The sequence below is a fragment of the Bradyrhizobium sp. MV1.5 genome, from assembly GCF_055807615.1.
Genome location: NZ_JBVVPL010000004.1, coordinates 209407 through 229567 on the forward strand (window position 1 = coordinate 209407; position 20161 = coordinate 229567).

At 64.2% G+C, this 20161-nt stretch carries 24 protein-coding genes and 1 tRNA gene; 14 read left to right on the plus strand and 11 right to left on the minus strand.

Annotated features, from left to right (window positions below):
• Positions 1-5: 5 nt before the first annotated feature.
• Together AC0L2J_RS06100 and AC0L2J_RS06105 are read right to left on the minus strand one after the other, a co-directional pair.
• Positions 6-431 carry a translational machinery protein gene (locus AC0L2J_RS06100; protein WP_473250787.1) on the minus strand — a complete coding sequence of 142 codons (426 nt, stop codon included), beginning with the start codon at positions 429-431 and terminating at the stop codon, positions 6-8.
• A gap of 168 nt (positions 432-599) precedes the next feature.
• On the minus strand, positions 600-1769 hold the full coding sequence (locus tag AC0L2J_RS06105; protein WP_007610166.1) for an OpgC domain-containing protein: 1170 nt from the start codon (positions 1767-1769) through the stop codon (positions 600-602).
• Positions 1770-2027: 258 nt separating this feature from the next.
• Here AC0L2J_RS06105 and AC0L2J_RS06110 point away from each other — a divergent pair, with 258 nt between their 5' ends.
• Together AC0L2J_RS06110 and AC0L2J_RS06115 are read left to right on the plus strand one after the other, a co-directional pair.
• Positions 2028-2333 (plus strand): ETC complex I subunit, encoded by a 306-nt coding sequence (locus AC0L2J_RS06110; RefSeq protein ID WP_007591346.1) that lies wholly within the window; start codon positions 2028-2030, stop codon positions 2331-2333.
• A gap of 261 nt (positions 2334-2594) precedes the next feature.
• Complete coding sequence (locus AC0L2J_RS06115) at positions 2595-3080, plus strand: Lrp/AsnC family transcriptional regulator (protein WP_473387836.1); 486 nt, start codon at positions 2595-2597, stop codon at positions 3078-3080.
• A gap of 250 nt (positions 3081-3330) precedes the next feature.
• Here the strand turns inward: AC0L2J_RS06115 and AC0L2J_RS06120 are convergent, their stop codons facing one another.
• Entirely contained in the window at positions 3331-4359 is a 1029-nt protein-coding gene (locus AC0L2J_RS06120) for an AraC family transcriptional regulator (RefSeq protein WP_007610168.1), read from the minus strand.
• 157 nt (positions 4360-4516) lie between these two features.
• Here AC0L2J_RS06120 and AC0L2J_RS06125 point away from each other — a divergent pair, with 157 nt between their 5' ends.
• From AC0L2J_RS06125 to AC0L2J_RS06140, 4 genes are read left to right on the plus strand one after another with little or no spacing between them, the layout of a single operon-like run.
• Positions 4517-5644, plus strand: a complete 1128-nt coding sequence (locus AC0L2J_RS06125; RefSeq protein ID WP_473250818.1) for an isovaleryl-CoA dehydrogenase — start codon at positions 4517-4519, stop codon at positions 5642-5644.
• 24 nt (positions 5645-5668) lie between these two features.
• A complete protein-coding gene (locus AC0L2J_RS06130) occupies positions 5669-7273 on the plus strand; it encodes a carboxyl transferase domain-containing protein (RefSeq protein ID WP_473387838.1) in 1605 nt (534 codons plus the stop codon).
• Between the two features lie 4 nt (positions 7274-7277).
• A complete protein-coding gene (locus AC0L2J_RS06135) occupies positions 7278-9281 on the plus strand; it encodes an acetyl/propionyl/methylcrotonyl-CoA carboxylase subunit alpha (RefSeq protein WP_473387840.1) in 2004 nt (667 codons plus the stop codon).
• Between the two features lies 1 nt (position 9282).
• Positions 9283-10194, plus strand: a complete 912-nt coding sequence (locus AC0L2J_RS06140; protein WP_473387842.1) for a hydroxymethylglutaryl-CoA lyase — start codon at positions 9283-9285, stop codon at positions 10192-10194.
• A gap of 35 nt (positions 10195-10229) precedes the next feature.
• Here the strand turns inward: AC0L2J_RS06140 and AC0L2J_RS06145 are convergent, their stop codons facing one another.
• The 3 genes from AC0L2J_RS06145 to AC0L2J_RS06155 are packed head-to-tail and all read right to left on the minus strand — an operon-like array spanning position 10230 to position 13158.
• Positions 10230-11588 (minus strand): TRAP transporter large permease, encoded by a 1359-nt coding sequence (locus tag AC0L2J_RS06145; RefSeq protein WP_063994346.1) that lies wholly within the window; start codon positions 11586-11588, stop codon positions 10230-10232.
• Positions 11585-12139: a TRAP transporter small permease gene (locus AC0L2J_RS06150; protein WP_473387844.1), complete on the minus strand. Its 555-nt coding sequence runs from the start codon at positions 12137-12139 to the stop codon at positions 11585-11587. Before AC0L2J_RS06150 ends, AC0L2J_RS06145 begins: the two co-directional genes overlap by 4 nt.
• Entirely contained in the window at positions 12136-13158 is a 1023-nt protein-coding gene (locus AC0L2J_RS06155) for a TRAP transporter substrate-binding protein (protein WP_473387847.1), read from the minus strand. The genes AC0L2J_RS06150 and AC0L2J_RS06155 overlap by 4 nt, the downstream gene beginning before the upstream one ends.
• Positions 13159-13478: 320 nt before the next feature.
• Here AC0L2J_RS06155 and AC0L2J_RS06160 point away from each other — a divergent pair, with 320 nt between their 5' ends.
• Entirely contained in the window at positions 13479-13721 is a 243-nt protein-coding gene (locus AC0L2J_RS06160) for a pentapeptide MXKDX repeat protein (protein WP_007610178.1), read from the plus strand.
• Positions 13722-13859: 138 nt separating this feature from the next.
• Here AC0L2J_RS06160 and AC0L2J_RS06165 read toward each other — a convergent pair whose 3' ends face one another.
• Positions 13860-14207, minus strand: coding sequence for a DUF6481 family protein (locus AC0L2J_RS06165; RefSeq protein WP_473387848.1), 348 nt, complete (start codon positions 14205-14207; stop codon positions 13860-13862).
• 269 nt (positions 14208-14476) lie between these two features.
• Here AC0L2J_RS06165 and AC0L2J_RS06170 point away from each other — a divergent pair, with 269 nt between their 5' ends.
• The 3 genes from AC0L2J_RS06170 to AC0L2J_RS06180 all read left to right on the plus strand — a co-directional run bounded on the left by AC0L2J_RS06170 (position 14477) and on the right by AC0L2J_RS06180 (position 16034).
• Entirely contained in the window at positions 14477-14713 is a 237-nt protein-coding gene (locus tag AC0L2J_RS06170; protein ID WP_473387850.1) for a hypothetical protein, read from the plus strand.
• A gap of 76 nt (positions 14714-14789) precedes the next feature.
• Complete coding sequence (locus AC0L2J_RS06175; protein WP_473387852.1) at positions 14790-15050, plus strand: membrane protein; 261 nt, start codon at positions 14790-14792, stop codon at positions 15048-15050.
• Positions 15051-15233: 183 nt separating this feature from the next.
• On the plus strand, positions 15234-16034 hold the full coding sequence (locus tag AC0L2J_RS06180; RefSeq protein WP_007610184.1) for a hypothetical protein: 801 nt from the start codon (positions 15234-15236) through the stop codon (positions 16032-16034).
• A 112-nt stretch (positions 16035-16146) separates the two neighbouring features.
• Here AC0L2J_RS06180 and AC0L2J_RS06185 read toward each other — a convergent pair whose 3' ends face one another.
• A complete protein-coding gene (locus AC0L2J_RS06185) occupies positions 16147-16308 on the minus strand; it encodes a hypothetical protein (protein ID WP_007610185.1) in 162 nt (53 codons plus the stop codon).
• A 246-nt stretch (positions 16309-16554) separates the two neighbouring features.
• On the opposite strand from AC0L2J_RS06185, the gene AC0L2J_RS06190 reads away from it, so the two are divergent.
• Together AC0L2J_RS06190 and AC0L2J_RS06195 are read left to right on the plus strand one after the other, a co-directional pair.
• Positions 16555-16704, plus strand: a complete 150-nt coding sequence (locus tag AC0L2J_RS06190) for a hypothetical protein (RefSeq protein WP_167552267.1) — start codon at positions 16555-16557, stop codon at positions 16702-16704.
• Between the two features lie 237 nt (positions 16705-16941).
• Positions 16942-17160, plus strand: a complete 219-nt coding sequence (locus tag AC0L2J_RS06195; protein WP_027517818.1) for a hypothetical protein — start codon at positions 16942-16944, stop codon at positions 17158-17160.
• A gap of 123 nt (positions 17161-17283) precedes the next feature.
• On the opposite strand, the gene AC0L2J_RS06200 is transcribed toward AC0L2J_RS06195, so the two are convergent.
• Positions 17284-17511: a DUF2171 domain-containing protein gene (locus AC0L2J_RS06200; protein ID WP_063994351.1), complete on the minus strand. Its 228-nt coding sequence runs from the start codon at positions 17509-17511 to the stop codon at positions 17284-17286.
• A gap of 140 nt (positions 17512-17651) precedes the next feature.
• Here AC0L2J_RS06200 and AC0L2J_RS06205 point away from each other — a divergent pair, with 140 nt between their 5' ends.
• Complete coding sequence (locus AC0L2J_RS06205) at positions 17652-18935, plus strand: hypothetical protein (RefSeq protein WP_473387855.1); 1284 nt, start codon at positions 17652-17654, stop codon at positions 18933-18935.
• Positions 18936-18998: 63 nt separating this feature from the next.
• Positions 18999-19316 (plus strand): hypothetical protein, encoded by a 318-nt coding sequence (locus tag AC0L2J_RS06210; protein ID WP_473387857.1) that lies wholly within the window; start codon positions 18999-19001, stop codon positions 19314-19316.
• A 63-nt stretch (positions 19317-19379) separates the two neighbouring features.
• Here AC0L2J_RS06210 and AC0L2J_RS06215 read toward each other — a convergent pair whose 3' ends face one another.
• Positions 19380-19622 carry a hypothetical protein gene (locus AC0L2J_RS06215; RefSeq protein ID WP_007610195.1) on the minus strand — a complete coding sequence of 81 codons (243 nt, stop codon included), beginning with the start codon at positions 19620-19622 and terminating at the stop codon, positions 19380-19382.
• A 157-nt stretch (positions 19623-19779) separates the two neighbouring features.
• Positions 19780-19856, minus strand: a tRNA-Arg gene (locus AC0L2J_RS06220).
• Between the last annotated feature and the right edge of the window lie 305 nt (positions 19857-20161).

The window sequence follows — 20161 nt, forward strand, 5'->3', positions numbered from 1 at the left end:
GCCCGTTAACCCGAATGCCTCTCGCCCGCGGCCGATCCCGGCGTCTGCACACGCGGCAGCGGCAATTTGAAGTGACGCTTCGCGTAGGCGACGATTTCGTTATCGGAGGGATGATCGGCCGCTTCCACCGCGGCAATCCGCGTGGCGATGTCGGGCGCGTGTGCGCGAATGTGGCTGGCAAGCTCCGTCTTTCCACTCGCCGGACCGATGATCAGGATTTCGCCGGCATCGGCGAGGGCTTTGGTCACGTCGGCAAGGAACGCCTTGTCCGGCGCGGCATGGCCGCTGCCAATCGCGTTGGCCTTGTGATGAAGATGACGCGTCGCCAACTGCGGATGCAGTGTGATTTCGTCCGAGCCGCTCAGACCGAGATGGAAGATCCGGGCCTGGGAATGGTCGATCCATACCACGGCGTGAAAATGAGAGGGCATGTGCTTGGGCCTTGTCCGAGGGGAGGGCGCCGACATCGCTGCGGCGGGTGCGTCGCGGCGACATTAGGCCGGCGGGGCGCCGCCCTGGTTGAGGCAGGTCAATCCGATCCCGGACAAGCCGAAACAGTCCAGCGGACTGAACGGAGCCTGGAGGACCAGGCAACCGGCTCAGCCTGCTTTTGCGGCCGCAGGCTTGGGCGGCGGCGGCTTCAGCGGCTTGTCCTGCTTCTTCGACCAGGAGATGTAATAGGCCACCGTCGTCATGATCGCGATGCCGGCGACGCTGACGAAGATCTGCGCGAACAGCGAGCCCGAGCTCATCGACAGCTCGAAATGACCGACGAAGGACAGGAACACGCCGACGCAGAACACGGCGAGCGACTGCTGGCCGCACACGATGATGGGGTCGAACCCTTTCCATTCCAGGCCCGGCCAGTCCTTCGGCACGAAGCGGATCACCAGGATCACGATCACGACGAAGTGGATGAAGCGGTAGGGCGCAAGATTGGTCTTGTCATTCGGATTGAACGCCGAGAACAGCCATTCCGGGAACATACCGCCGAGGGTCGGGAAGCGGCCGGCCATGGTCATGACCAGCGCGAACAGCATGTAGCCGAGACAGAGCCACAGCGTGACCGGCGCGTTGATCAACGTCATCGAGCGCCGCGCGCCGCCCATGGCGCACCAGGCGCCGAACACGAACAGCACCTGCCAGCAATACGGGTTGAAGTACCACTGTCCGGCCGGATAGGCGTTCAGGTTCAAGCCGAAATGGCGCGCGGTCAGCCACAGCACGATGGACAATGCCATCGTCAGGTCCGGCTTGCGCAGCATGAACCAGAGCACCGGCGGAAACAGCCCCATCAGCACGATGTAGAGTGGCAGCACGTCGAGATTGAGCGGCTTGAAGCGCAGGAACAGGCCCTGGCGCAGCGTCTCGGTGGCGTTGTCGACCAGGCCCGCGACGTTGAACTCGTTGATCATCTCGGAATCGCCGAAGCGCAGCGCCAGATAGCTGATCGAGGCGATGTAGATCACGAACAGGATGATGTGGGCGACGTAGAGCTGCCAGACCCGCTTGGTCAGCCTCGTGGCGCCGACCAGGAAGCCGCGCTCGAGCATCATCCGGGCATAGACGAAGGAGGCGGTGTAGCCGGAGATGAAAACGAACAGATCGGCGGCGTCGGAAAAGCCGTAGTTGCGGGTGGTGATCCAGTTCACCACGTTGTCGGGGATATGGTCGAGGAAGATCGCCCAGTTCGCGATGCCGCGAAACAGGTCGAGCCTGAGGTCACGGCCCTTCTCGGGAAGCGTGGCGTTGATGTTCAGGAAGGACATGCGACGGGAGCTTTCGGAGGGGACGGATAGGTGGGCGTCAACGAAGCAGGGCCGCCGGGCGAGATCCCGGCGCGGAAGGCGGGTACGCAATTGTCACGATGCAGCATAGTGATTATACCGGTCGGCGAGGCATCCCGGGGGCCGGAATCACCGATTAGTTCCCAAAAGGTGTCTCTATACTATGCCCGCGGTTTCCACCAACTGCTACCGTGACGCATCGAAATCGAACGAAAAGACGAGAAGAGGGCCGGACGATCCATGACCGCACGCATTTTCAAGCCCGCCAAGAACGCGATGCAATCCGGCCGGTCGAAGACCAAGGAATGGCAGCTCGACTACGAGCCCGAGCAGCCGCGCGCGGTCGAGCCGCTGATGGGCTGGACCTCGTCCGGCGACATGAAGCAGCAGATCACGCTGCACTTCCACAGCAAGGAAGAGGCGGTCGCCTATTGCGAGCGCAAGGGCATCGCCTACCAGGTGATCGAGCCGAAGGAATCGGTGCGCCGTCCGGTCGCCTATGCGGACAATTTCTCGTTCCGCCGCGGCGAACCCTGGACGCATTGAGGACGGGCCACGCTCCGTGACTCGCGTCATGCCCGGGCTTGCCGTCTTCGCTGAAGCTTCGCCGGCCCAACACTGAATGCCCGGCGAAGCCTTGGCGGAGCCGGGTCCCGGGCATCCTTGTTTTAGCCCCCGCGTAAGAGCCCGCGGCTGGCGGGAATAAGCTCGGCCAACCATGCGCATTCTTCCCATAGTCCTGCCCTTGGCAGCCAATCCGCTCCGTGCTTCGCTGCCTCGCATAAGTCGAGCATGACGAGGTGGGCTATGGCGGGGCGTGACCAGCTCGACGGCGTCGATCTGAAAATACTCTCCGAATTGCAGCAGGACGGGCGGGTTCGCAACAACGAGCTGGCGCTGCGCGTCGGGGTGTCCGGGCCCAACTGCGTGAGGCGGCTGAAATCGCTGTTCAGCCGCGGCGTGATCCGGGCGGTGCGCGCCGTCATCGACGAGCGGCTGCTCGGCTACGAGGTGGTGTCGTTCGCCTCGATCCAGCTCGGCAGCCAGGCCCAGCCGGTGCTGGCGGCGTTCGAGAGCTCGGTCGCGGCGATCCCCCGTATCCAGCAGTGCTGGCGGATTTCGGGCGACACCGACTATCTTCTCAAATGCGTTGCGCCGAGCGTCGAGAGCATGCGCCAGCAGCTCCTGCATTTCGCCGCGATGCCGAACGTGAAGAACGTCCGCAGCTTCCCGGTGCTGGGCGTGGCAAAGGACGTTCCGCTGCCGTTGCAGGAGATCGCGGCGGCAGGATAGTTCGGCGGCGAAGGCTCCCAAACGTGGCTCGCGCAACGACATCCAAAAATCCGAAGGCGCCGGAGTGATTCCCTTACCCGGATACAAGTTCGGATGAGGCGGATAAAAAGATAAGTAACTCACCTAACTGTGAGCGCTGGCCTTCCAGCCGAAGCAGACGCAGTCGCGCACCAAGCTTCGCCCGGGTGGGCAGGCAAACTCGAACTGACCGAGACCGGTTTCGAAATGAATCAGCGTGAGAGCCCCCGCGTCAGCGATACCTGCCGCGAAACTCGCGCGGTGAGGTGCCGGCCCAGGTGCGGAAGGCGCGGGAAAAGCTCTTCTCGTTGCGGAAGCCGGCGACCTCCGCGATCCGCTTGATCGGGCTACGACCGCGCATCAGCTCCTGCTTGGCAAGCTCGAATTTTGCCTCTTCCTTGAGATCGCGAAGCGAGGTCGCTTCATCGCGCAGGCGCCGATGCATGGTGCGGGTGGAGAGTGCCAGCTCGCGCGCGACATCCTCGGCTCCGAGACTGCGTCCGCGCGCATTGCGGAGCACGCGGCGAACGCGCTCGACCAGCAGCCGGTCGCGCCGATAGGGTAGCACTGTCAGCCGCAGCGCGCCCTTGAGCATGTTGTCGAGGTCCGCCGCGCTCCGGGTGAGCGGCAGCGACAGATAATGCTTGTCGAAGGTGATGGAAGCACGGTCCGCATCGAAGCGGATGTTTCGGCAAAAGATGGTCGGATAGACCGAGACGTGGCCGGGCTCGGGGTGTGGAAATTCCGCGGTGCGGAGCGCGATCCTGGAATCCACAGCCCAGCAGGAAAAGCCGAGAACATAGCGGAGCAGGGTGACCAGGCAGAATTCGCGTAAAGGTCCGAGGTCGGCCAGTTCGCGGATGGACACGACCGCGGTCTCCTTGCCGACCTCGAGATCGAGCAGCACGTCTTCTGTAAGCAGACGATGGTGCCGACACCAGCGCTTGAGCGCGACCTCCAGCGTCGGGGCGGTGATTGAGGCGCGGCACAGCATGCCGTAGGTGCCGAAGGGCAGCCGCCGCGAGAACCAGCCGAGCGCCTCGTCATCCAGTTCGCGCATGGCGTGGCCCGCCAGCGCCTCGAACTGGCCGGCCGTGACCCGCCCATCCGGAGAATTGACAAGGTCTGGCGTTACCTGACCCCGGCTCAGCGCCTCGGTCGGATCGCGGCCGTAGCGTTCGTAAGCGGCAACGACGCCGCGGACGAAGGCGGCAGGGGTCACGGCACGGCGCGGGATCGCGGTTGCGACTTGAAAAGGCATCGGAAACCCTCTGGGAAAATCCTCGCCAAGTTTGGCGGAAAATGCAACCTTTTCGACGGCAGAAGGGCCCCGTTGCCGCTAGGTTCGGTCCCCAAAATACGGAGGAATCGCCTTGAATATCCCGAGCATCGATTTCGATCTGGGCGAAGACATCAGCATGCTGCGCGACACGCTGCGCGCCTTCGTGGAGGCGGAGATCGCCCCGCGTGCCGCCGATATCGAGAGAGCCAATCTATTCCCGGCGGACCTGTGGAAGCGCCTCGGCGACCTCGGCCTGCTCGGCATGACCGCGCCGGAGCAATATGGCGGCTCCAACATGGGTTATCTCGCCCATATCGTCGCGATGGAGGAGATTTCGCGCGGCTCGGCCGCGGTCGGGCTCTCCTACGGCGCCCACTCAAATCTCTGCGTCAACCAGATCCGCCGCAACGGCAATGATGCGCAGCGCGAGCGCTATCTGCCAAAGCTGATCTCCGGCGAATATGTCGGCGCGCTCGCGATGTCCGAGCCCGGCGCCGGCTCAGACGTCGTCTCGATGAAACTGCGCGCCGACAAGCGCGGCGACCGTTATGTGCTCAACGGCTCGAAGATGTGGATCACCAATGGCGGCGATGCCGACGTGCTGGTGGTCTATGCCAAGACCGATCCGGAAGCGGGTCCACGCGGCATGACCGCCTTCCTGGTCGAGAAGGGGACGAAGGGCTTCAGCCACGGCCAGCATCTCGACAAGCTCGGCATGCGCGGCTCCAACACGTATCCGCTGTTCTTCGACGAATGCGAAGTGCCGGAGGAGAACGTGCTTGGCAAGGTGGGCGAGGGCGTCAAGGTGCTGATGTCCGGGCTCGACTATGAGCGCACGGTGCTCTCGGGCGGCCCACTCGGGATCATGGCGGCCTGCATGGACGCGGTGGTGCCCTACATGCACGAGCGCAAGCAGTTCGGGCAGCCGATCGGCGACTTCCAGCTCATGCAGGGCAAGCTCGCCGACATGTATGCGACCTGGCAGGCCACGCGTGCCTATGTCTATGCGGTGGGGCGTGCCTGCGACCGCGCCGATCACGCGCGCAGCTTGCGCAAGGACGCCGCCGCTGCAATCCTCTATTCCGCCGAGAAGGCGACCTGGATGGCGGGCGAGGCGATCCAGGCGTTGGGCGGGGTCGGCTACACATCCGAATTTCCGGTCGGACGTCTGTGGCGCGATGCCAAGCTCTATGAGATCGGCGCCGGCACCTCGGAGGTCCGGCGCATGCTGATCGGGCGCGAATTGATGGCCGAGACGGCTTAAAACCTTCACGCAATTGGAATCAACATGCCGCTCCATTCCAGCATCGATACGTCTTCATCGGACTTTGCCCGCAATTCCGAGGCCATGCGCACTCTCGTCGCGGATTTGCGCGAAAAGCTGAGCCAGGTCGCCGGCGGCGGCGGCGAGGTCTCGCGCAACCGCCATACCTCGCGCGGCAAGATGCTGGCGCGCGAGCGCGTCGACCTGCTGGTCGATCCCGGCACCTCGTTCATGGAGCTGTCGCCGCTCGCGGCCTATGGCCTCTATGGCGGCGACGTGCATTCGGCGAGCGTCGTCACCGGGGTCGGGCGCATCTCGGGCCGCGAATGCGTGATCGTCGCCAACGACGCCACCATCAAGGGTGGCACTTATTATCCCATAACCGTGAAGAAGCATCTGCGTGCGCAGGACGTGGCGCGGCAGAACAATCTTCCCTGCGTCTACATGGTCGATTCCGGCGGCGCCTTCCTGCCGCTGCAGGACGAGATCTTTCCGGACGAGCGGCACTTTGGCCGCATCTTCTACAACCAGGCCCAGATGTCGTCGCAAGGCATCCCGCAAATCGCCATCGTGATGGGCTCCTGCACCGCCGGCGGCGCCTATGTCCCCGCGATGTCGGACGAGAGCATCATCGTGCGCAATCAAGGGACCATCTTCCTCGGCGGGCCGCCGCTGGTGAAGGCGGCGACGGGCGAGGTGGTGACCGCCGAGGAGCTCGGTGGCGCCGACGTGCATTCGCGGCAATCGGGGGTGACCGATCATTACGCCCAGAACGACGCGCATGCGATCGGCATCGCCCGCCGCATCGTCGGTACGCTGAAGCCATCGGTACGGCCAAACCTCAACATGCATCCGCCGCGTGATCCCTTGTTTGCGGCGGAAGAGATCTACGGCGTGGTGCCCGTCGACGGGCGCAAGCCGTTCGATGTGCGCGACATCATCGCGCGCGTCGTCGACGGTTCCGAGTTCGACGAGTTCAAGAAGCTCTACGGCACGACGCTGGTGTGCGGCTTCGCCCACATCTGGGGTTTTCCGGTCGGCATCATCGCCAACAACGGCATTCTGTTCAGCGAAAGTTCGCTGAAGGGTGCGCATTTCATCGAATTGTGCTGCCAGCGCGGCATTCCGCTGGTGTTCCTGCAGAACATCACGGGCTTCATGGTCGGCAAGAAATACGAAGCCGGCGGCATCGCCCGCGACGGCGCCAAGCTGGTAACGGCGGTCGCGACGGCCTCCGTGCCGAAATTCACTGTGGTGATCGGCGGCTCCTACGGCGCCGGTAATTATGGCATGTGCGGCCGCGCCTACTCACCGCGCTTCCTGTGGATGTGGCCGAACGCGCGCATCTCGGTGATGGGCGGCGAGCAGGCCTCGATGGTGCTGAGCCAGGTCCGGCGCGACAATATCGAGGCGAAGGGCGATAGCTGGTCGAAAGAAGACGAAGATACATTCCGCGAGCCGATCCGCGCGCAATATGAGAGCCAGGGGCATCCATATTATGCGACCGCGCGGCTGTGGGACGACGGCGTGATCGACCCAGCCGACACAAGGCTGGTGCTCGGCCTTGGCCTCTCGGCGGCGTCGAATGCGCCGATCGAGCCGACGAAATTCGGCCTGTTCAGGATGTGATGCGATGGACCGCTCAAAGCTCTACCGCCGTTTTCGCACGCTCCTGATCGCCAACCGCGGCGAGATCGCCTGCCGCGTGATCCGCACCGCGCGCGCCATGGGTCTGCGCACGGTCGCGGTCTATTCCGAGGCCGACCGCGACGCGATGCATGTCGCGCTCGCCGACGAGGCCGTGCTGCTCGGGCCCGCTCGCGCCCGCGACAGCTATCTCAATGTCGAGCGGCTGATCGAGGCCGCGCGCAAGACGGGCGCAGAGGCGATCCATCCCGGCTACGGCTTCCTGTCGGAGAACGCCGAATTCGCCCAGGCGTGTTTCGACGCGGGCCTGGTCTTCGTCGGCCCGACGGCCGGGATGATGACGGCGATGGGCTCGAAGTCCGGCTCCAAAGCGCTGATGGAGAAGGCCGGCGTACCGCTGGTGCCCGGCTATCACGGCGAGGCCCAGGACGATGCGACGCTGGCGAAGGCGGCAGAGAAGGTTGGTTTCCCAATTCTGGTGAAGGCGTCCGCCGGCGGCGGCGGCCGTGGTATGCGCATCGTTCGCTCCGCGGATGAACTCGCGCCTGCGATCGTCAGCGCGAAGCGCGAGGCCAAGGCCGCGTTCGGCGACGACCGCATGCTGATCGAAAAATATGTCGACAACCCTAGGCATATCGAGGTGCAGGTGATCGGCGACAGCCACGGCAATCTGCTGTCGCTGTTCGAGCGCGAATGCACGCTGCAGCGCCGCCACCAGAAGGTGATCGAGGAGGCGCCGTCGCCGACGCTCAATGCGGCCCAGCGCGAGACGGTCTGTGCCGCCGCGCGAAAGGCGGCCGGAGCCGTCAACTATGTCGGCGCCGGCACCATCGAGTTCGTCTCCGACGGCAAGGACGTGTTTTTCATCGAGATGAACACCCGCCTCCAGGTCGAGCATCCCGTGACCGAGCTGATCACCGGGATCGATCTCGTCGAGTGGCAGCTCCGCGTCGCCTTCGGCGAGGCGTTGCCGCTGAAGCAGGACGAGATCAAGCTTCACGGCCACGCGGTTGAGGCGCGCGTCTACGCGGAAAACCCGACCAAGAACTTCATGCCGTCGGTGGGCAAGATATCAACCTGGCGTCTGCCCGCTGAAACGGGGGGGCTGCGCATCGACTCTGGTTATCGGGAGGGCGATACGGTCTCGCCTTACTACGATGCGATGCTAGCTAAGATGATCGCCTGGGCGCCGACGCGGGATGTCGCGATCGAGCGGCTGAACCGCGGGCTGGAACAGTCCGACGTCCGCGGCATCGTCAGCAATATCCCGTTCCTGTCGGCGCTGATGACGCATCCGAAGGTGAGGGCGAACGCGATCGACACCGGCTTCATCGAACGCGAGCTGGCGGTTCTGACGCAGGCCTCGCCGCCGCCGGGCGAGCTCGAGCTCTGCGCCGCGGTGGCTGCGATCGTCGATGATGAGCGGCAGGCCGCGCAAGGCGAGGCGAGCTCGCCCTGGCAGACGTTTGGCTGGATGCCGGTCGGCCGCCGCCAGCGCGGCTTTGCTTTCCGCGTTGGCCACGGACCCGAGCAGAAGGTCGCTCTAAACTACGGCAGCGGCCCGTCGACGCTGATGATCGGCGAACGCGAGCTGGCGTTTGCGATTGTGCCGAGAGATGGCGGGTTCGATCTCACGCTCGACGGCGTCAAATCGTCGGTCGCGGCCGTGATCGACGGTCATGAGCTGTATTTGCGTACGCGCAACGGCCGCTTCGATCTGCACTGGATCGATCCGTTCGGCGGCGAGACCGAGGAGCAGGCCGGCGCGGACAAGATCGCGGCGCCTTTGCCGGGCACGGTCGTCGCCGTGCTGGCGGAGGAGGGCGCCAAGCTCGAGAAGGGCGCGCCGATCCTCACCCTGGAAGTGATGAAGATGGAGCAGACGCTGCGCGCGCCCTATGCCGGCGTGCTGAAGTCGATCAAATGCAAGGTCGGCGACATCGTTCAGGAGGGCGTCGAGCTCGCCGTGGTCGAGCCTTCCGGAGAATAAGATGAGCGATCAGGTCCGCATCATCGAAATGGGGCCGCGGGACGGCCTCCAGAACGAGAAGACGGCGGTCAGCGTCGAGGCCCGCATCGCCTTCATCGAGGCGCTGGTCGCGGCCGGCCTCAATACAGTCGAAGTCGGTGCCTTCGTCTCGCCCAAGGCGATCCCGCAGATGGCGAGCTCGGATGCTGTGCTGCGCGGCGTCAGCCATTTGACCGGTGCCGAATTCCACGTGCTGGTGCCGAACGAGAAGGGCTATGACGCCGCGCGCGCGGCCGGAGCGAAGATCGTCTCGGTGTTCGCCGCGGCCTCCGAGGGCTTTTCGCGGGCCAACATCAATTGCACGGTCGCGGAGTCCATCGAACGATTCAAGCCGGTGCTGACGCGCGCCAAGGCCGATGGTGTCAAGGTCCGCGGCTATATCTCCTGCGTGCTGGGCTGCCCCTTCGACGGCGAGATCAAGCCGAAAGCCGTCGCCGATCTCGCCACCACGCTGTGGGAGCTCGGCTGCTACGAGATCTCGCTCGGCGACACCATCGGGGTCGGCACGCCGGCCAAAGCCAAGGAGATGCTGCGCGCGGTCAGCGCCAACATCCCTCCCGCCAATCTCGCGATGCATTTCCACGACACCTACGGTCAGGCGCTCGCCAATCTCTATGCGGGGATGGAGGAAGGCGTCCGCGTCATCGACGCCGCCGCCGGCGGCCTCGGCGGTTGTCCCTATGCGCCGGGCGCGACCGGCAATGTCGCGACCGAGGACGTCGTCTATATGCTCGAGGGCATGGGGATCAGGACGGGCGTCAATATGGACCGACTGCTGGCGGCGACCAACGAGATGAGCGGTGTGCTGCGCAAGTCGCCGGTGAGCCGCGTGGCGTCCGCGCTGAACGCGAAGAAGAGGCGCGCCAGTTCCTAGTTCTCCACGTCGGTCGCAATGACGGGGAGAGAGCGTCACCTGCTCCCGTCCGGCCCCATCACCAGGTCCGGCAGCGCGGTCGAGATCCCCGGCACGAAGCACAGCAGCAGCACCGCGACCATCATCAGCAGCACGAACGGCAGCGTGCCCCAGATCACCTCGCGCAGGGGAATGTCGGGCGCGACGTTGCGGATGACGAAGATGTTGAGGCCGACGGGCGGATGGATCAGTCCCATTTCCATCACGATGGTCATGACGACGCCGAACCAGATGATGTCGAAGTTCGCCGCGCGGAGCGGCGGCAGGATGATCGGCGCGGTCATGAGAATAATCGAGACCGGCGGCAGGAAGAAGCCGAGCACGACGACCATGACGAGGATCGCGAACAAGAGGCCCCAGCGCGGCAGATGCATCGCGACGACGGATTCGGCAGCCGATTGCGAGATGTGCAGGTAGCTCATCACGTAGGAGTAGAGCAGTGACATGCCGATGATCATCATCAGCATGGTCGATTCCCGGATCGTCGATTTCAGGATCGGGGCGAGGTCGCTTGGCCGCCACACGCTGTAGATCGCCGCGATCAATGCCAGCGCCAAGAGGCCGCCGAGGCCGGCGGTCTCCGACGGCGTGGCGTAGCCGCCATAGAGCGCGATCATGACGCCGGTGAGCAGCAGCACGAAGGGGATCACGCGCGGCAGCACGCTGAAGCGTTCCGCGAGCGTGTACTCGTCGCGGGCGAGGATCGCAGCTTCCGGGCCGCCGTTCTTGTAGATCGCTTCGGCCGCGGCATATTCCTGGCGGAAGCGGATCACGGCGTAGATTCCGAACAGCGAGACCAGCAGCAGGCCGGGTCCGATGCCGGCGAGGAATAGCCGTCCCAGCGATTTTTCGGCAGCGACCGCAAACAGGATCATGGTGATCGACGGCGGCAGCAGGATGCCGAGCGTGCCGCCGGCGGCGATGATCCCCGCGGCAAAGCCGCCGGAATAGCCGCGTTTACGCATCTCGGGGATGCCGGCCGAGCCGATTGCCGAGCAGGTCGCGGGCGAGGAGCCCGCCATCGCCGCAAACAGCGCGCAGGCGAATACGTTGGCGACGCCGAGGCCGCCAGGGACGCGGTGCAGCCAGGCGTGCAGGGCCGAGTAGAGATCCTGGCCGGCGCGCGACTTGCCGATCGCGGCGCCCTTCAGGATGAAGAGCGGGATCGACAGCAGCGTGATCGAGGCCATTTCCTCGTAGACGTTCTGCGTCACCGTATCGAGAGAGGCGGCGGGCATGTAGATGCCCATGAACACCACCGCGACCGCGCCGAGCGCGAACGCGATCGGCATGCCCGAAAACATCACGACCAGCGTCGCGATTCCGTACGCGAGGCCGATACCGAAAACGCTCATGAACGCCTGGCTCCAGCGAAAGGCAGCGCAAGCTGCACGAGGATCTGGACGCAGAGCAGACTCATGCCGAACGCCATCAGCGAATAGGGGATGGCCAGCGGCGGCGACCACATCGAGTTCGAGACCTGGCCGTCGACATAGGCTTCATGCGCCAGCGTCCAGGACTTCCAGGTGAAGAAAGCGCAGAACAGAAACGTCACGGCATCGACCAGCCAGAGCCTGATCCGGTTCGCCAGCGGCGAGAGCAGGCCGACGAAGGCCTCGATGCCGATGTGACCGCGGTTCTGCTGTACGTAGGCGGCGGTCATGAAGGTGGCGCCGACCAGCAGGAACACCGCCGCCTCGTCCTGCCAGTAATTGGCGGCCTTGAACAAGGCGCGGCTGAGCACGCTGTAGCTCAGGATGGCGCAGGCGGCGATCAGCGCGATCGCGGCGAACACGACGATGATGTTGTTGAGGATGGCGAGACCGCGATCGATCGCCGCCGCAAGGCCGGTCCTTGCGGCAGCGTTGGCCTTGGCGTCACGATCCGGAAGCGGACCGTGGCTCATGCCGCGACGTCGGTCGCGAGCTTGAGCAGGTTGGCCGAGGTCGCGGTCTTGGCGCCGTAGTCCTTCCACGCGGTGTCGCGGGCGATGTCACGCCACTTGCCGACGGTCGCGGCATCGAGCGCCGAGACCTTGGCGCCGGCCTTCTCGTAGACCTTGGCGACCTCGATGTCGTCGTCCTGCGCGCCCTTGCGGCCGAAGGCTTCGAGCTCGGTGCCGACCGCGAGCAGGATGTCCTGCTGGTTCTTCGGCAGCTTGTCGAAGATCGCCTTCGACATCATCAGCGGCTCGAGCATGAACCAGTAGGACGCGCCTGCGCCCGAGGTCAGCGATTTCGCGACCTCTTCGAGGCGGAACGAGATCAGGCTGGTTGAGGAGGTGATGCCGGCATCACAGGCGCCCGTCTGCATCGCTGCATAGATTTCGTTCGAGGGCACCGACAGCACCGAGGCGCCGGCGGTCTGCAGCACCATGTCCATCTCGCGCGAGCCGCCGCGCACCTTGAGACCCTTGGCATCTTCGGGGGCCACGATCGGCTTGGAGCGGCTGGCGACGCCGCCGGCCTGCCACACCCAGCTGAGCAGGATGATGCCCTTGTCGGCGAGGAAGTCGGTCAGCGCCTTGCCGACCGGCTCCTTCTTCCAGCGCATGCCCTGGTCGTAGGTGGTGACGAGGCCCGGCATCAGGCCGATATTGGTTTCCGGCAACTCGCCGCCGGCGTAGGGCATCGGATAGAGGCTGATGTCGAGCGCGCCCTTGCGCATCGCGGAGAACTGCGCGTTGGTCTTGATCAGCGAGGAGTTCGGATAGATCTCGGCCACGATGTCGCCGTTGCTGCGCTTGGCGACTTCGGCGGCGAACATGCGGCAGAGCCGGTCGCGGAAATCGCCCTTGTCGACGGTGCCGCCCGGGAATTGGTGCGAGATCTTCAGGGTGGTCGCGGCATGCGCGGTGCCGGTACCGAAACGGAGAATGGCGGGTGCGGCGACAGCGGTCGCAATCAGGTGGCGGCGCGTAAGCATGGTGTGATCCCTTTGGACGTTTCTTTGAACGGTTCTTGTTTGCTGTGACTTTGGGTGGGCCTTCGAGACCGTGCTGAGGCCTATCCTAGCCGGTCTTTCAGACAATGTTCTCTAGTCTGATAGTTCGAGACCGAATGCCGCGGCAAGTGTCGGCTATGCTGCGTTGCACACTGCCGATTTCCCGTATCCGCCGAACAAGGGACGGCGGCGGGCGCGCAGAAATTTATCGGCGGCCGCGTAACAACGCCCCGTGGCAATCCGTCGAGATCAGATAGCGGCGTCCGTCGCTGACAAACATCATCTCGAAGGGAAGACCAGTCATGACCATTCGTACCCGCATCGCGCTCGGCGTTTCAGCGGCCATTCTCTCGCTCGGCCTCGCGCTGTCGCCGGCTGCCTTTGCCCAGGACAAGATGGGCAAGGATGACGGCATGATGAAAAAGGACACGATGTCCAAGGACGGCATGAAGAAGGACACCATGTCCAAGGACGACGGCATGAAGAAGGACACGATGTCGAAGGACGGGATGAAGAAGGACGACGGGATGATGAAGAAGCACTGATCTTCCATCGTCGAGGCAGCGCTTGCGACAGGCAGGCGCGCGCCAAAAATCCGGGGGCGGTCACGTAGACCGCCCCCAGAATATTGTTTCATTCCAAATTCAATTGAACGTGACTTGCGAGCGTTAGACTTGCGAACGCTACTTGCGCTTCGCCTTGCGGGCGGCGTAACGGGCGTCTCGCTTGGCCTTTTGCTCGGCTTCGGCTTCGGCCGCCTTCGCGACGGATTCTTCGGCTTCGCGGGCGATCCGCGCGGCCTCGAGCGCGGCAGCCTCTTCTTGAAGGCGCTTCTGCTCGGCCTTTTCCGTCTCGCGCGCAGCCTTTGCCTCGGCGCGCTTGGCCGCAAGGGCCTCGCGCTCCGCACGCTTCGCCACAACCGCGGGATCATCCGGCCCCGGCTGCGACTTGAATTTGTTCAAAAGGTTTTTGCGTGCTTCCTGTGCCGCCTTTTGTCGGTCGGAGAAGCCTGGTTCCCTAAATCCACTCATCGGCGAACCTTGTCATCCTCGCTTTCGATCCTACATCACTGCCTGTTGGTACGTCGGCTGGGCATAGCGGGCGCCGCGCGACGCAGATGCGTGTACATCGGCGCGCGCCGTGATGCCACCTATAATCGCAGCCGATCAGGTAGACGAAAATCGCCGCCCCCGACGATCTCTCGTAGCCCCGAAAAACTGCCGAATTGTGATGTCCCTCATACGGGGGGCACCAGGGCGGTGCCTAGCGTCCGCCCCGGTATGAGACGCGGAGCACGGGTATGACGATCTCAAGACTGAGCCTGAAGGCGCTCGCAATCGCTGTCGCGGTGGCAGCCCTGGCCGGTGCCACGCTGCTGCTCGCCGGGCCGCAGCCGATCGAAAGTGCCGTCCTGGGCACAGATTGGGAATGCACCCAGACCGCGTTTGTGCTCACGACCTGCTCACCGCGGGTCCAGCAGGCGATCCCGGCGGTCGAGACCTCGCGCAAGGATGCGATCCGGCCGACCCGGGGCTAACCCGGAGAAGCCGGGCGGGATGTGACGCCACGCCGCAGAGGTGATAAAGCCCGCTCGCCCCCGTGATCGGTCAACCATGTCCAAGTCCGAAGCCAAGCCCCAAGCTGAGTCCCGAGCCGAGTCCGAACCTGAGCCCGAACCGGGCGCGGAGCCTAAATCCCCTCCAAAACCTCAATCCGGTGACAACCGCCGCGGCGCCATCGCCGGCTTGATCATCGCGATCGTGATCCTCGGCGTCGGCTGGTGGCTCGCCCGTGATCTCACCTCCGCGAGCAAGATGCAGGACTGCCTGATGTCAGGGCGAAGCAACTGCAATGTGATCGAGCCGGCCCGCTAGAAGCACTCGTGCGCTGCCCGCGCCGACGAAAAAATGTCGTGATCTTAATCATTTGTAACGGGACTTGGCCGACCAAAGCAGGTCAGTCATGTCAGCCGGCATCAGCTCAGCGCGAGCCGAATCGTCTATCGCGCCAGGCATCACGGCCATTGACGGCAATCGAGAAAGTAGGGGCAAGCACGCATGAGTGCGTCCAGTCGCATCAAGATCATCATTCCCTTGGTTTCGGCGATGTCATTGCTCGCCGTCCCGGCGCAGGCTCAGGACGCCAGACCACCGAAAGACGCCGCCCAGCCATCGGCCGGGCCAGGCGCCGGCGCGCCGCCTCAGAACATGCGAAAGGGGCCGCCGCCGCAGCAGGCTGCCCGGCCCGCGCCACAGCCGGGCGGCCAGCCCCACGCCGGCGGTCCTGGTCATGCAGGTCCAGGTCCAAATCCCGCTCTCGCGGGTCCTGCGCCGCGCAATGCCGGCGGTCCGCCGCCCGGACGCAATTATGCCAGGGGTCCCGCGCCGGCGCGCGATTGGGGCGGACACGCCTATCGCGGCCATCTTGCCTGGGATGGCGGACGCTGGCGCCACGAAGTCCACAACGGCCGCTCCGGCTGGTGGTGGGATGTGGGCGGCGCGCGGTATTACTATCCGCAGCGGATGGAGGGACCCCCGGCCTACATCTCGGAGGATTATTACGACGACGTGCCCGTGGCCTATGCCCCGCCCGTCGCCTACGAACCGCCGCCGCCTCCGCCGCCGGCCGATCCCGGTGCGAGCGCGCTCGGCGGCGCTATCGTCGGCGGCCTGCTGGGCGGCCTGATATCGGGCAACGCCTCGGGTGCGGCCGCAGGCGCTGTGATCGGCGGTGCCACCGGGGCGATAGCCGGCGCGACGGCTGCTTCGCGCCCCGGCTACTATCTGGCCCAGGGCAATTGCTACTACCGCTATCCGAGCGGCCAGTATGTGCAGGCCGATCCCCGGGCGTGTTACTGAGCACTCCAGGCGAGAGCTGAAGCGAAGAGGCGGGCGAAAAGTCCGCCTCTTTTCGTTTTTGCGTTGGCCTTCGGCTGGCCGGGAATTGATTCAACGGCGATCGCCCCGCGCGTCAGGACACCAGCCAGCTGAAGAACGCGATCGCGGCCCAGACCAGGCCTGCGATCCAGGCCAGCATCACGATGCCGATGGTCGCAAGATAAGCTATGCCGAGCGGGTCGGATCTTTCGCGTCGCGTCGGGACGGCAATTTCGGCTGCGGCTTCTTGCGTCATGACGGGAATATCTCCCAAGCCTTCTCGCTCTCTGGGAGCGCTGAGGACTGTTTAGCGGAGACGCCGGGCGCCGGCTGTGACGCACTTCACAGATCGGTACGCATGAAGCCCACAATCGGGGCCGGGCGTTCGCCAGATGCGTGAGCTGGATCTGGTCGCAAATCCGTGTCGGGAGGCATTAACCCCGCAATCATACGGACGAAATTGCCACGCGCTTGTCCAGATCGTCCGGCTAGAATTGGCTTCATGTGTACCAAGTACGATCCACAGCATGAAGCCGAGGCGGCGATGAAGCGCGCCGTGGCGGCCGATGGCCCCGATCGGCAACGTCTCATCGAGCTGGCCCTGGCCTGGCATCAACTCGCCCGCGACCGGCGCGAAGAGCGGACGGACTGAGCTCTCAGTCTTACGACAATACCCGTATTCACAGAAAAACCCCGTGCTCGGGGGGACGAGCACGGGGTTCTCGAGAGCCGATCGGGGCTGGCAAATCGGCACCACTTGACAGCGAACGCGCTGATCGCAGGCTCGTTCCGCACTCCTCGATTCTTTTCGCGCAAGCTCAATGAAGGGCGGTCAGGCGAGGGCCGTCGTGCCGATGGAACGTCGGTTCCCCGCCGGCGTTGAGCTGCTATGACCGATCCCGAGTTGCGCGCAGAGTCCTTCGAGATTGCCTGGAAATATCTCGACCAATCCGGCCAGCTTACCGGCGAGCGCAGGGACGCGGCGCGATTCATCCTGAACAGGATCGACCGCATGATGCGGGGTGGCGAAAGGCGCCGATTGCTGCTGTCCAACGCTGCGATCGACGCCTACCGCTTGCGGCCCGTGCTCGTGACGCTCGACGCCTGACGCGAGCCGCCGAAACGAGACGTTAAGACTCGTCCGGACGACGATCTTCCGATCGCGATTCGTTTCGGGGAACGAAGCGGAGCAAGACCGTGAACAAACAAAAAGCTCCCGAAGGTCATCGTGTCATGCAGCTTCTGACTTCGGCACCGCGTCGGCATTGACCGAAAGCTTCACGACATCGCCTTCGACGGCACCCACATATTTCGTATCGATGTAATGATGATGGTCCTTGTGACCTTCCGGGCTGTCCTTCCGCGTCAGCTTGATGCGGTTGCCCTCGACGCGGTCGACAGTGCCGACAGGTGCGCCGTCCTTGCCGATGATCTTCATGTGCTCTCTGATCTCGCTCATGATGTTCTCCCTGTGAAGTGTCAACGGCGAGGACCGGTCTTCGTTGCAAGGATGAGCGCGGCCGATTGTTTGGAGCCAATGCGTTCGCCGAACGTTGAAGGGCAGTCGCAATTGCCAAGACCATCCTCATCAAGATTCGCATGGAGACCACCGAGGCCTATCTCGAACGAAAGCACAGGGAAATCGGGCTGCTGAACGATTGCCTGAGGAGCCCGCTGCATTTGGCTCGGCCGCAATCGGTCGACGAGGTCGTGGACTCCAAGTTTCAGCTCGCCGCCGCGCTACGCGCGGAGCATGCGCTGCAGGACTGGAAGGCAACGGAGACCGCCTGGTCGCACGCGGCGTCTCCCACCAGCGGTCCGTTCGCGTTCAGCTACGATTATCAGCGCGCTGACCTCAAGGTGCGCGGTCCCTCGTTTTATGACCTCGAGCGGTGCTGCGCGAGCGAGGCGATCTATACCGCGTCCGGCATGGCCGCGATCGCCGCGCTGCTGCTCGCGTCCGCACGGATCATCGGCAAGGCAGACGTCGTGGTGCTGCCGGGCACCTACGGCGAGACACTGGAGCTGATCGAGAGCCTCGTTCCCGATTTGCGGCTTGTCACCGCCAGAATCCCGCTGGACGAAGCGTTTGCTGAGGCAGCCTCGCCACGGCTTCTCCTGCTGGATTCATGCGCTCCTGCCGGGGCGTTCGAGGCGGCTTTGCGTTGCGACGGTTCGGGGCTCGACCTGTTGATTTTCGACACGACATGTTTCGCCGGCAGATCGGGGCGCATCCGGCGCGTTCTGAGATGGGCCGCGCAATGGGACATTCCCGTCGTGTTGGTGCGAAGCCACAACAAGCTGGATTCGCTCGGGGTGGAATACGGCCGGCTCGGCTCTGCCGTGTTCGTGCATTGGGGCCGGAAGGATCTCAAGGCAGGCCAGTTGCTGTCCGAAAGCCTGGCGGGGGAAACCCGCAATGCCGTCCGGCTTCTGGGTGGCGCGGCGTTGCCGGCGCACTTCCCGCCATTCGTGGGCTCAGAGGTCTATTGGGCCCTGACGAAAAGGCGCGTCGCGGCGATCCTGCGCAACGGTCGCCACACGGCGCGATATTTCGCCTCCGAACTCGCTTCGCTCTCGGCCGAGCTGCATTTCACCCACGGCCTCTATGTCACGCTTCGCGGCAGGCGCGCCCTCGATGAGGCGACCGCGCGGCAGGCCGCCGAAGACATGAGCCGCGACCTGAGCGCCAAAGGCTTCCCCATTCGCCACGCCGGCAGTTTTGGTTTCGATTTCGCGGCGACCGAGTGGTTTCACGACGCGACGACTGATCGGTACAGCGTCCGGGTGGCGGTGCCGGATCTGCCGACCGAGTCATGGAAGGATCTCGCGGCGGCGATTGCCGGGTGGTGGAGGCGACATCAGGGCGACACTGAAGGGTGAGTACGGTGCAAGGCCATGACAGAGCGACCGAAAGCGTTTCCTTACAGGGAATGCACGTGGCATGTGTCAGACGAACAGTCCCAGCAATGGCTTGCGGTGCTTGAAAAGACGGGTGCAGCCAACGTCCGAGCGCGCCTAGCCCAGACCGACGCGGCATCCGCAGGAGCGATTGCGATCGGAACCGCGCCCGTCATGACGATCGGGTTCGCCCAGGAATGGGTGAACTGGAAAGATAATCAAAAATCCGAGGCGGATATCGAACGGCACGAGCGGCAGATCTGGTGGACTCGGACCGCGGCAATCGCCGCATCGGTCGCCGCCTTGAGCGCACTGTTCGGCTGGATTTGGACGATCTTCATCCGGGGGAATAATGGCCTGTAACAAACATGATTGCTACGTTGCGCACACATCCGCGAGACGAGAGCGGCGACAAACTGCGCTGTTTCAATCGATCGCCAGGCATTCTTCCAGGGCCGGCTTCTGGTGGCCGCGACGCGTCCATGCCTGAACGGCGAAGGCGAGTTGATGCTGGCTGGCCGCCGCGTCCGCGATGGAAGCCCGCGCCGTCGCGATGGGCTTAGCGATGACGCCGGAGTTCACGATTCCCGCGTCAACTGCCAGGAACGATATTGCCACAATCGCTACCGCAGATGCGATAGCCATTCTCGTCAAGTCGGATAGTGGCATCGAAGTCCTTATCGGGCGCACGTCGCTCGGCGGTTAGATAGGGCTCGTTTGCCCGGATCAAAGCCCGGACTGAGGCGACCCACGCGTTCGTGAAGGACGGTGGATTCTGCAGGCGCGCATCGTAGACTGGACCCACGATCAACGCTTGAGACTGAAATGGCGATCCCGGCAGGAATCGAACCTGCAACCCTCAGAGTAGAAATCTGATGCTCTATCCAGTTGAGCTACGGGACCGTCTTGAGCCGCCCTGGTTGGGGGGCCGGCTGTTCATCTACCATGCCATTATGAAAAATATCGTCTTTCGCCAAGCCTGAACCGAACCGTTTTCCTCGGAGCCGCGACAAAGCGGAACGGTGGGGTGTCAGGGTGCCGGGTTGAGCGGCAGCGGACTGGACGATGGATCACATCGCCGGGAACGCTGGAAAGCTTCCGGGACACGGCCGCCGGACGACTGGTCGGGTATTGCTGCGCCATCAGGACGGCGTGCGCGGCAATAGCTTGATCGGTCTCCTCTGGGCCTGCCTTGTCATGGCGAATGC

Coding starts and splice junctions, on each gene's coding strand:
- AC0L2J_RS06100 (WP_473250787.1), bottom strand. CDS start 431: ATGCCCTCTCATTTTCACGCCGTGGTATGGATCGACCATTCCCAGGCC.
- AC0L2J_RS06105 (WP_007610166.1), bottom strand. CDS start 1,769: ATGTCCTTCCTGAACATCAACGCCACGCTTCCCGAGAAGGGCCGTGAC.
- AC0L2J_RS06110 (WP_007591346.1), top strand. CDS start 2,028: ATGACCGCACGCATTTTCAAGCCCGCCAAGAACGCGATGCAATCCGGC.
- AC0L2J_RS06115 (WP_473387836.1), top strand. CDS start 2,595: ATGGCGGGGCGTGACCAGCTCGACGGCGTCGATCTGAAAATACTCTCC.
- AC0L2J_RS06120 (WP_007610168.1), bottom strand. CDS start 4,359: ATGCCTTTTCAAGTCGCAACCGCGATCCCGCGCCGTGCCGTGACCCCT.
- AC0L2J_RS06125 (WP_473250818.1), top strand. CDS start 4,517: ATGCTGCGCGACACGCTGCGCGCCTTCGTGGAGGCGGAGATCGCCCCG.
- AC0L2J_RS06130 (WP_473387838.1), top strand. CDS start 5,669: ATGCCGCTCCATTCCAGCATCGATACGTCTTCATCGGACTTTGCCCGC.
- AC0L2J_RS06135 (WP_473387840.1), top strand. CDS start 7,278: ATGGACCGCTCAAAGCTCTACCGCCGTTTTCGCACGCTCCTGATCGCC.
- AC0L2J_RS06140 (WP_473387842.1), top strand. CDS start 9,283: ATGAGCGATCAGGTCCGCATCATCGAAATGGGGCCGCGGGACGGCCTC.
- AC0L2J_RS06145 (WP_063994346.1), bottom strand. CDS start 11,588: ATGAGCGTTTTCGGTATCGGCCTCGCGTACGGAATCGCGACGCTGGTC.
- AC0L2J_RS06150 (WP_473387844.1), bottom strand. CDS start 12,139: ATGAGCCACGGTCCGCTTCCGGATCGTGACGCCAAGGCCAACGCTGCC.
- AC0L2J_RS06155 (WP_473387847.1), bottom strand. CDS start 13,158: ATGCTTACGCGCCGCCACCTGATTGCGACCGCTGTCGCCGCACCCGCC.
- AC0L2J_RS06160 (WP_007610178.1), top strand. CDS start 13,479: ATGACCATTCGTACCCGCATCGCGCTCGGCGTTTCAGCGGCCATTCTC.
- AC0L2J_RS06165 (WP_473387848.1), bottom strand. CDS start 14,207: ATGAGTGGATTTAGGGAACCAGGCTTCTCCGACCGACAAAAGGCGGCA.
- AC0L2J_RS06170 (WP_473387850.1), top strand. CDS start 14,477: ATGACGATCTCAAGACTGAGCCTGAAGGCGCTCGCAATCGCTGTCGCG.
- AC0L2J_RS06175 (WP_473387852.1), top strand. CDS start 14,790: ATGTCCAAGTCCGAAGCCAAGCCCCAAGCTGAGTCCCGAGCCGAGTCC.
- AC0L2J_RS06180 (WP_007610184.1), top strand. CDS start 15,234: ATGAGTGCGTCCAGTCGCATCAAGATCATCATTCCCTTGGTTTCGGCG.
- AC0L2J_RS06185 (WP_007610185.1), bottom strand. CDS start 16,308: ATGACGCAAGAAGCCGCAGCCGAAATTGCCGTCCCGACGCGACGCGAA.
- AC0L2J_RS06190 (WP_167552267.1), top strand. CDS start 16,555: ATGTGTACCAAGTACGATCCACAGCATGAAGCCGAGGCGGCGATGAAG.
- AC0L2J_RS06195 (WP_027517818.1), top strand. CDS start 16,942: ATGACCGATCCCGAGTTGCGCGCAGAGTCCTTCGAGATTGCCTGGAAA.
- AC0L2J_RS06200 (WP_063994351.1), bottom strand. CDS start 17,511: ATGAGCGAGATCAGAGAGCACATGAAGATCATCGGCAAGGACGGCGCA.
- AC0L2J_RS06205 (WP_473387855.1), top strand. CDS start 17,652: ATGGAGACCACCGAGGCCTATCTCGAACGAAAGCACAGGGAAATCGGG.
- AC0L2J_RS06215 (WP_007610195.1), bottom strand. CDS start 19,622: ATGCCACTATCCGACTTGACGAGAATGGCTATCGCATCTGCGGTAGCG.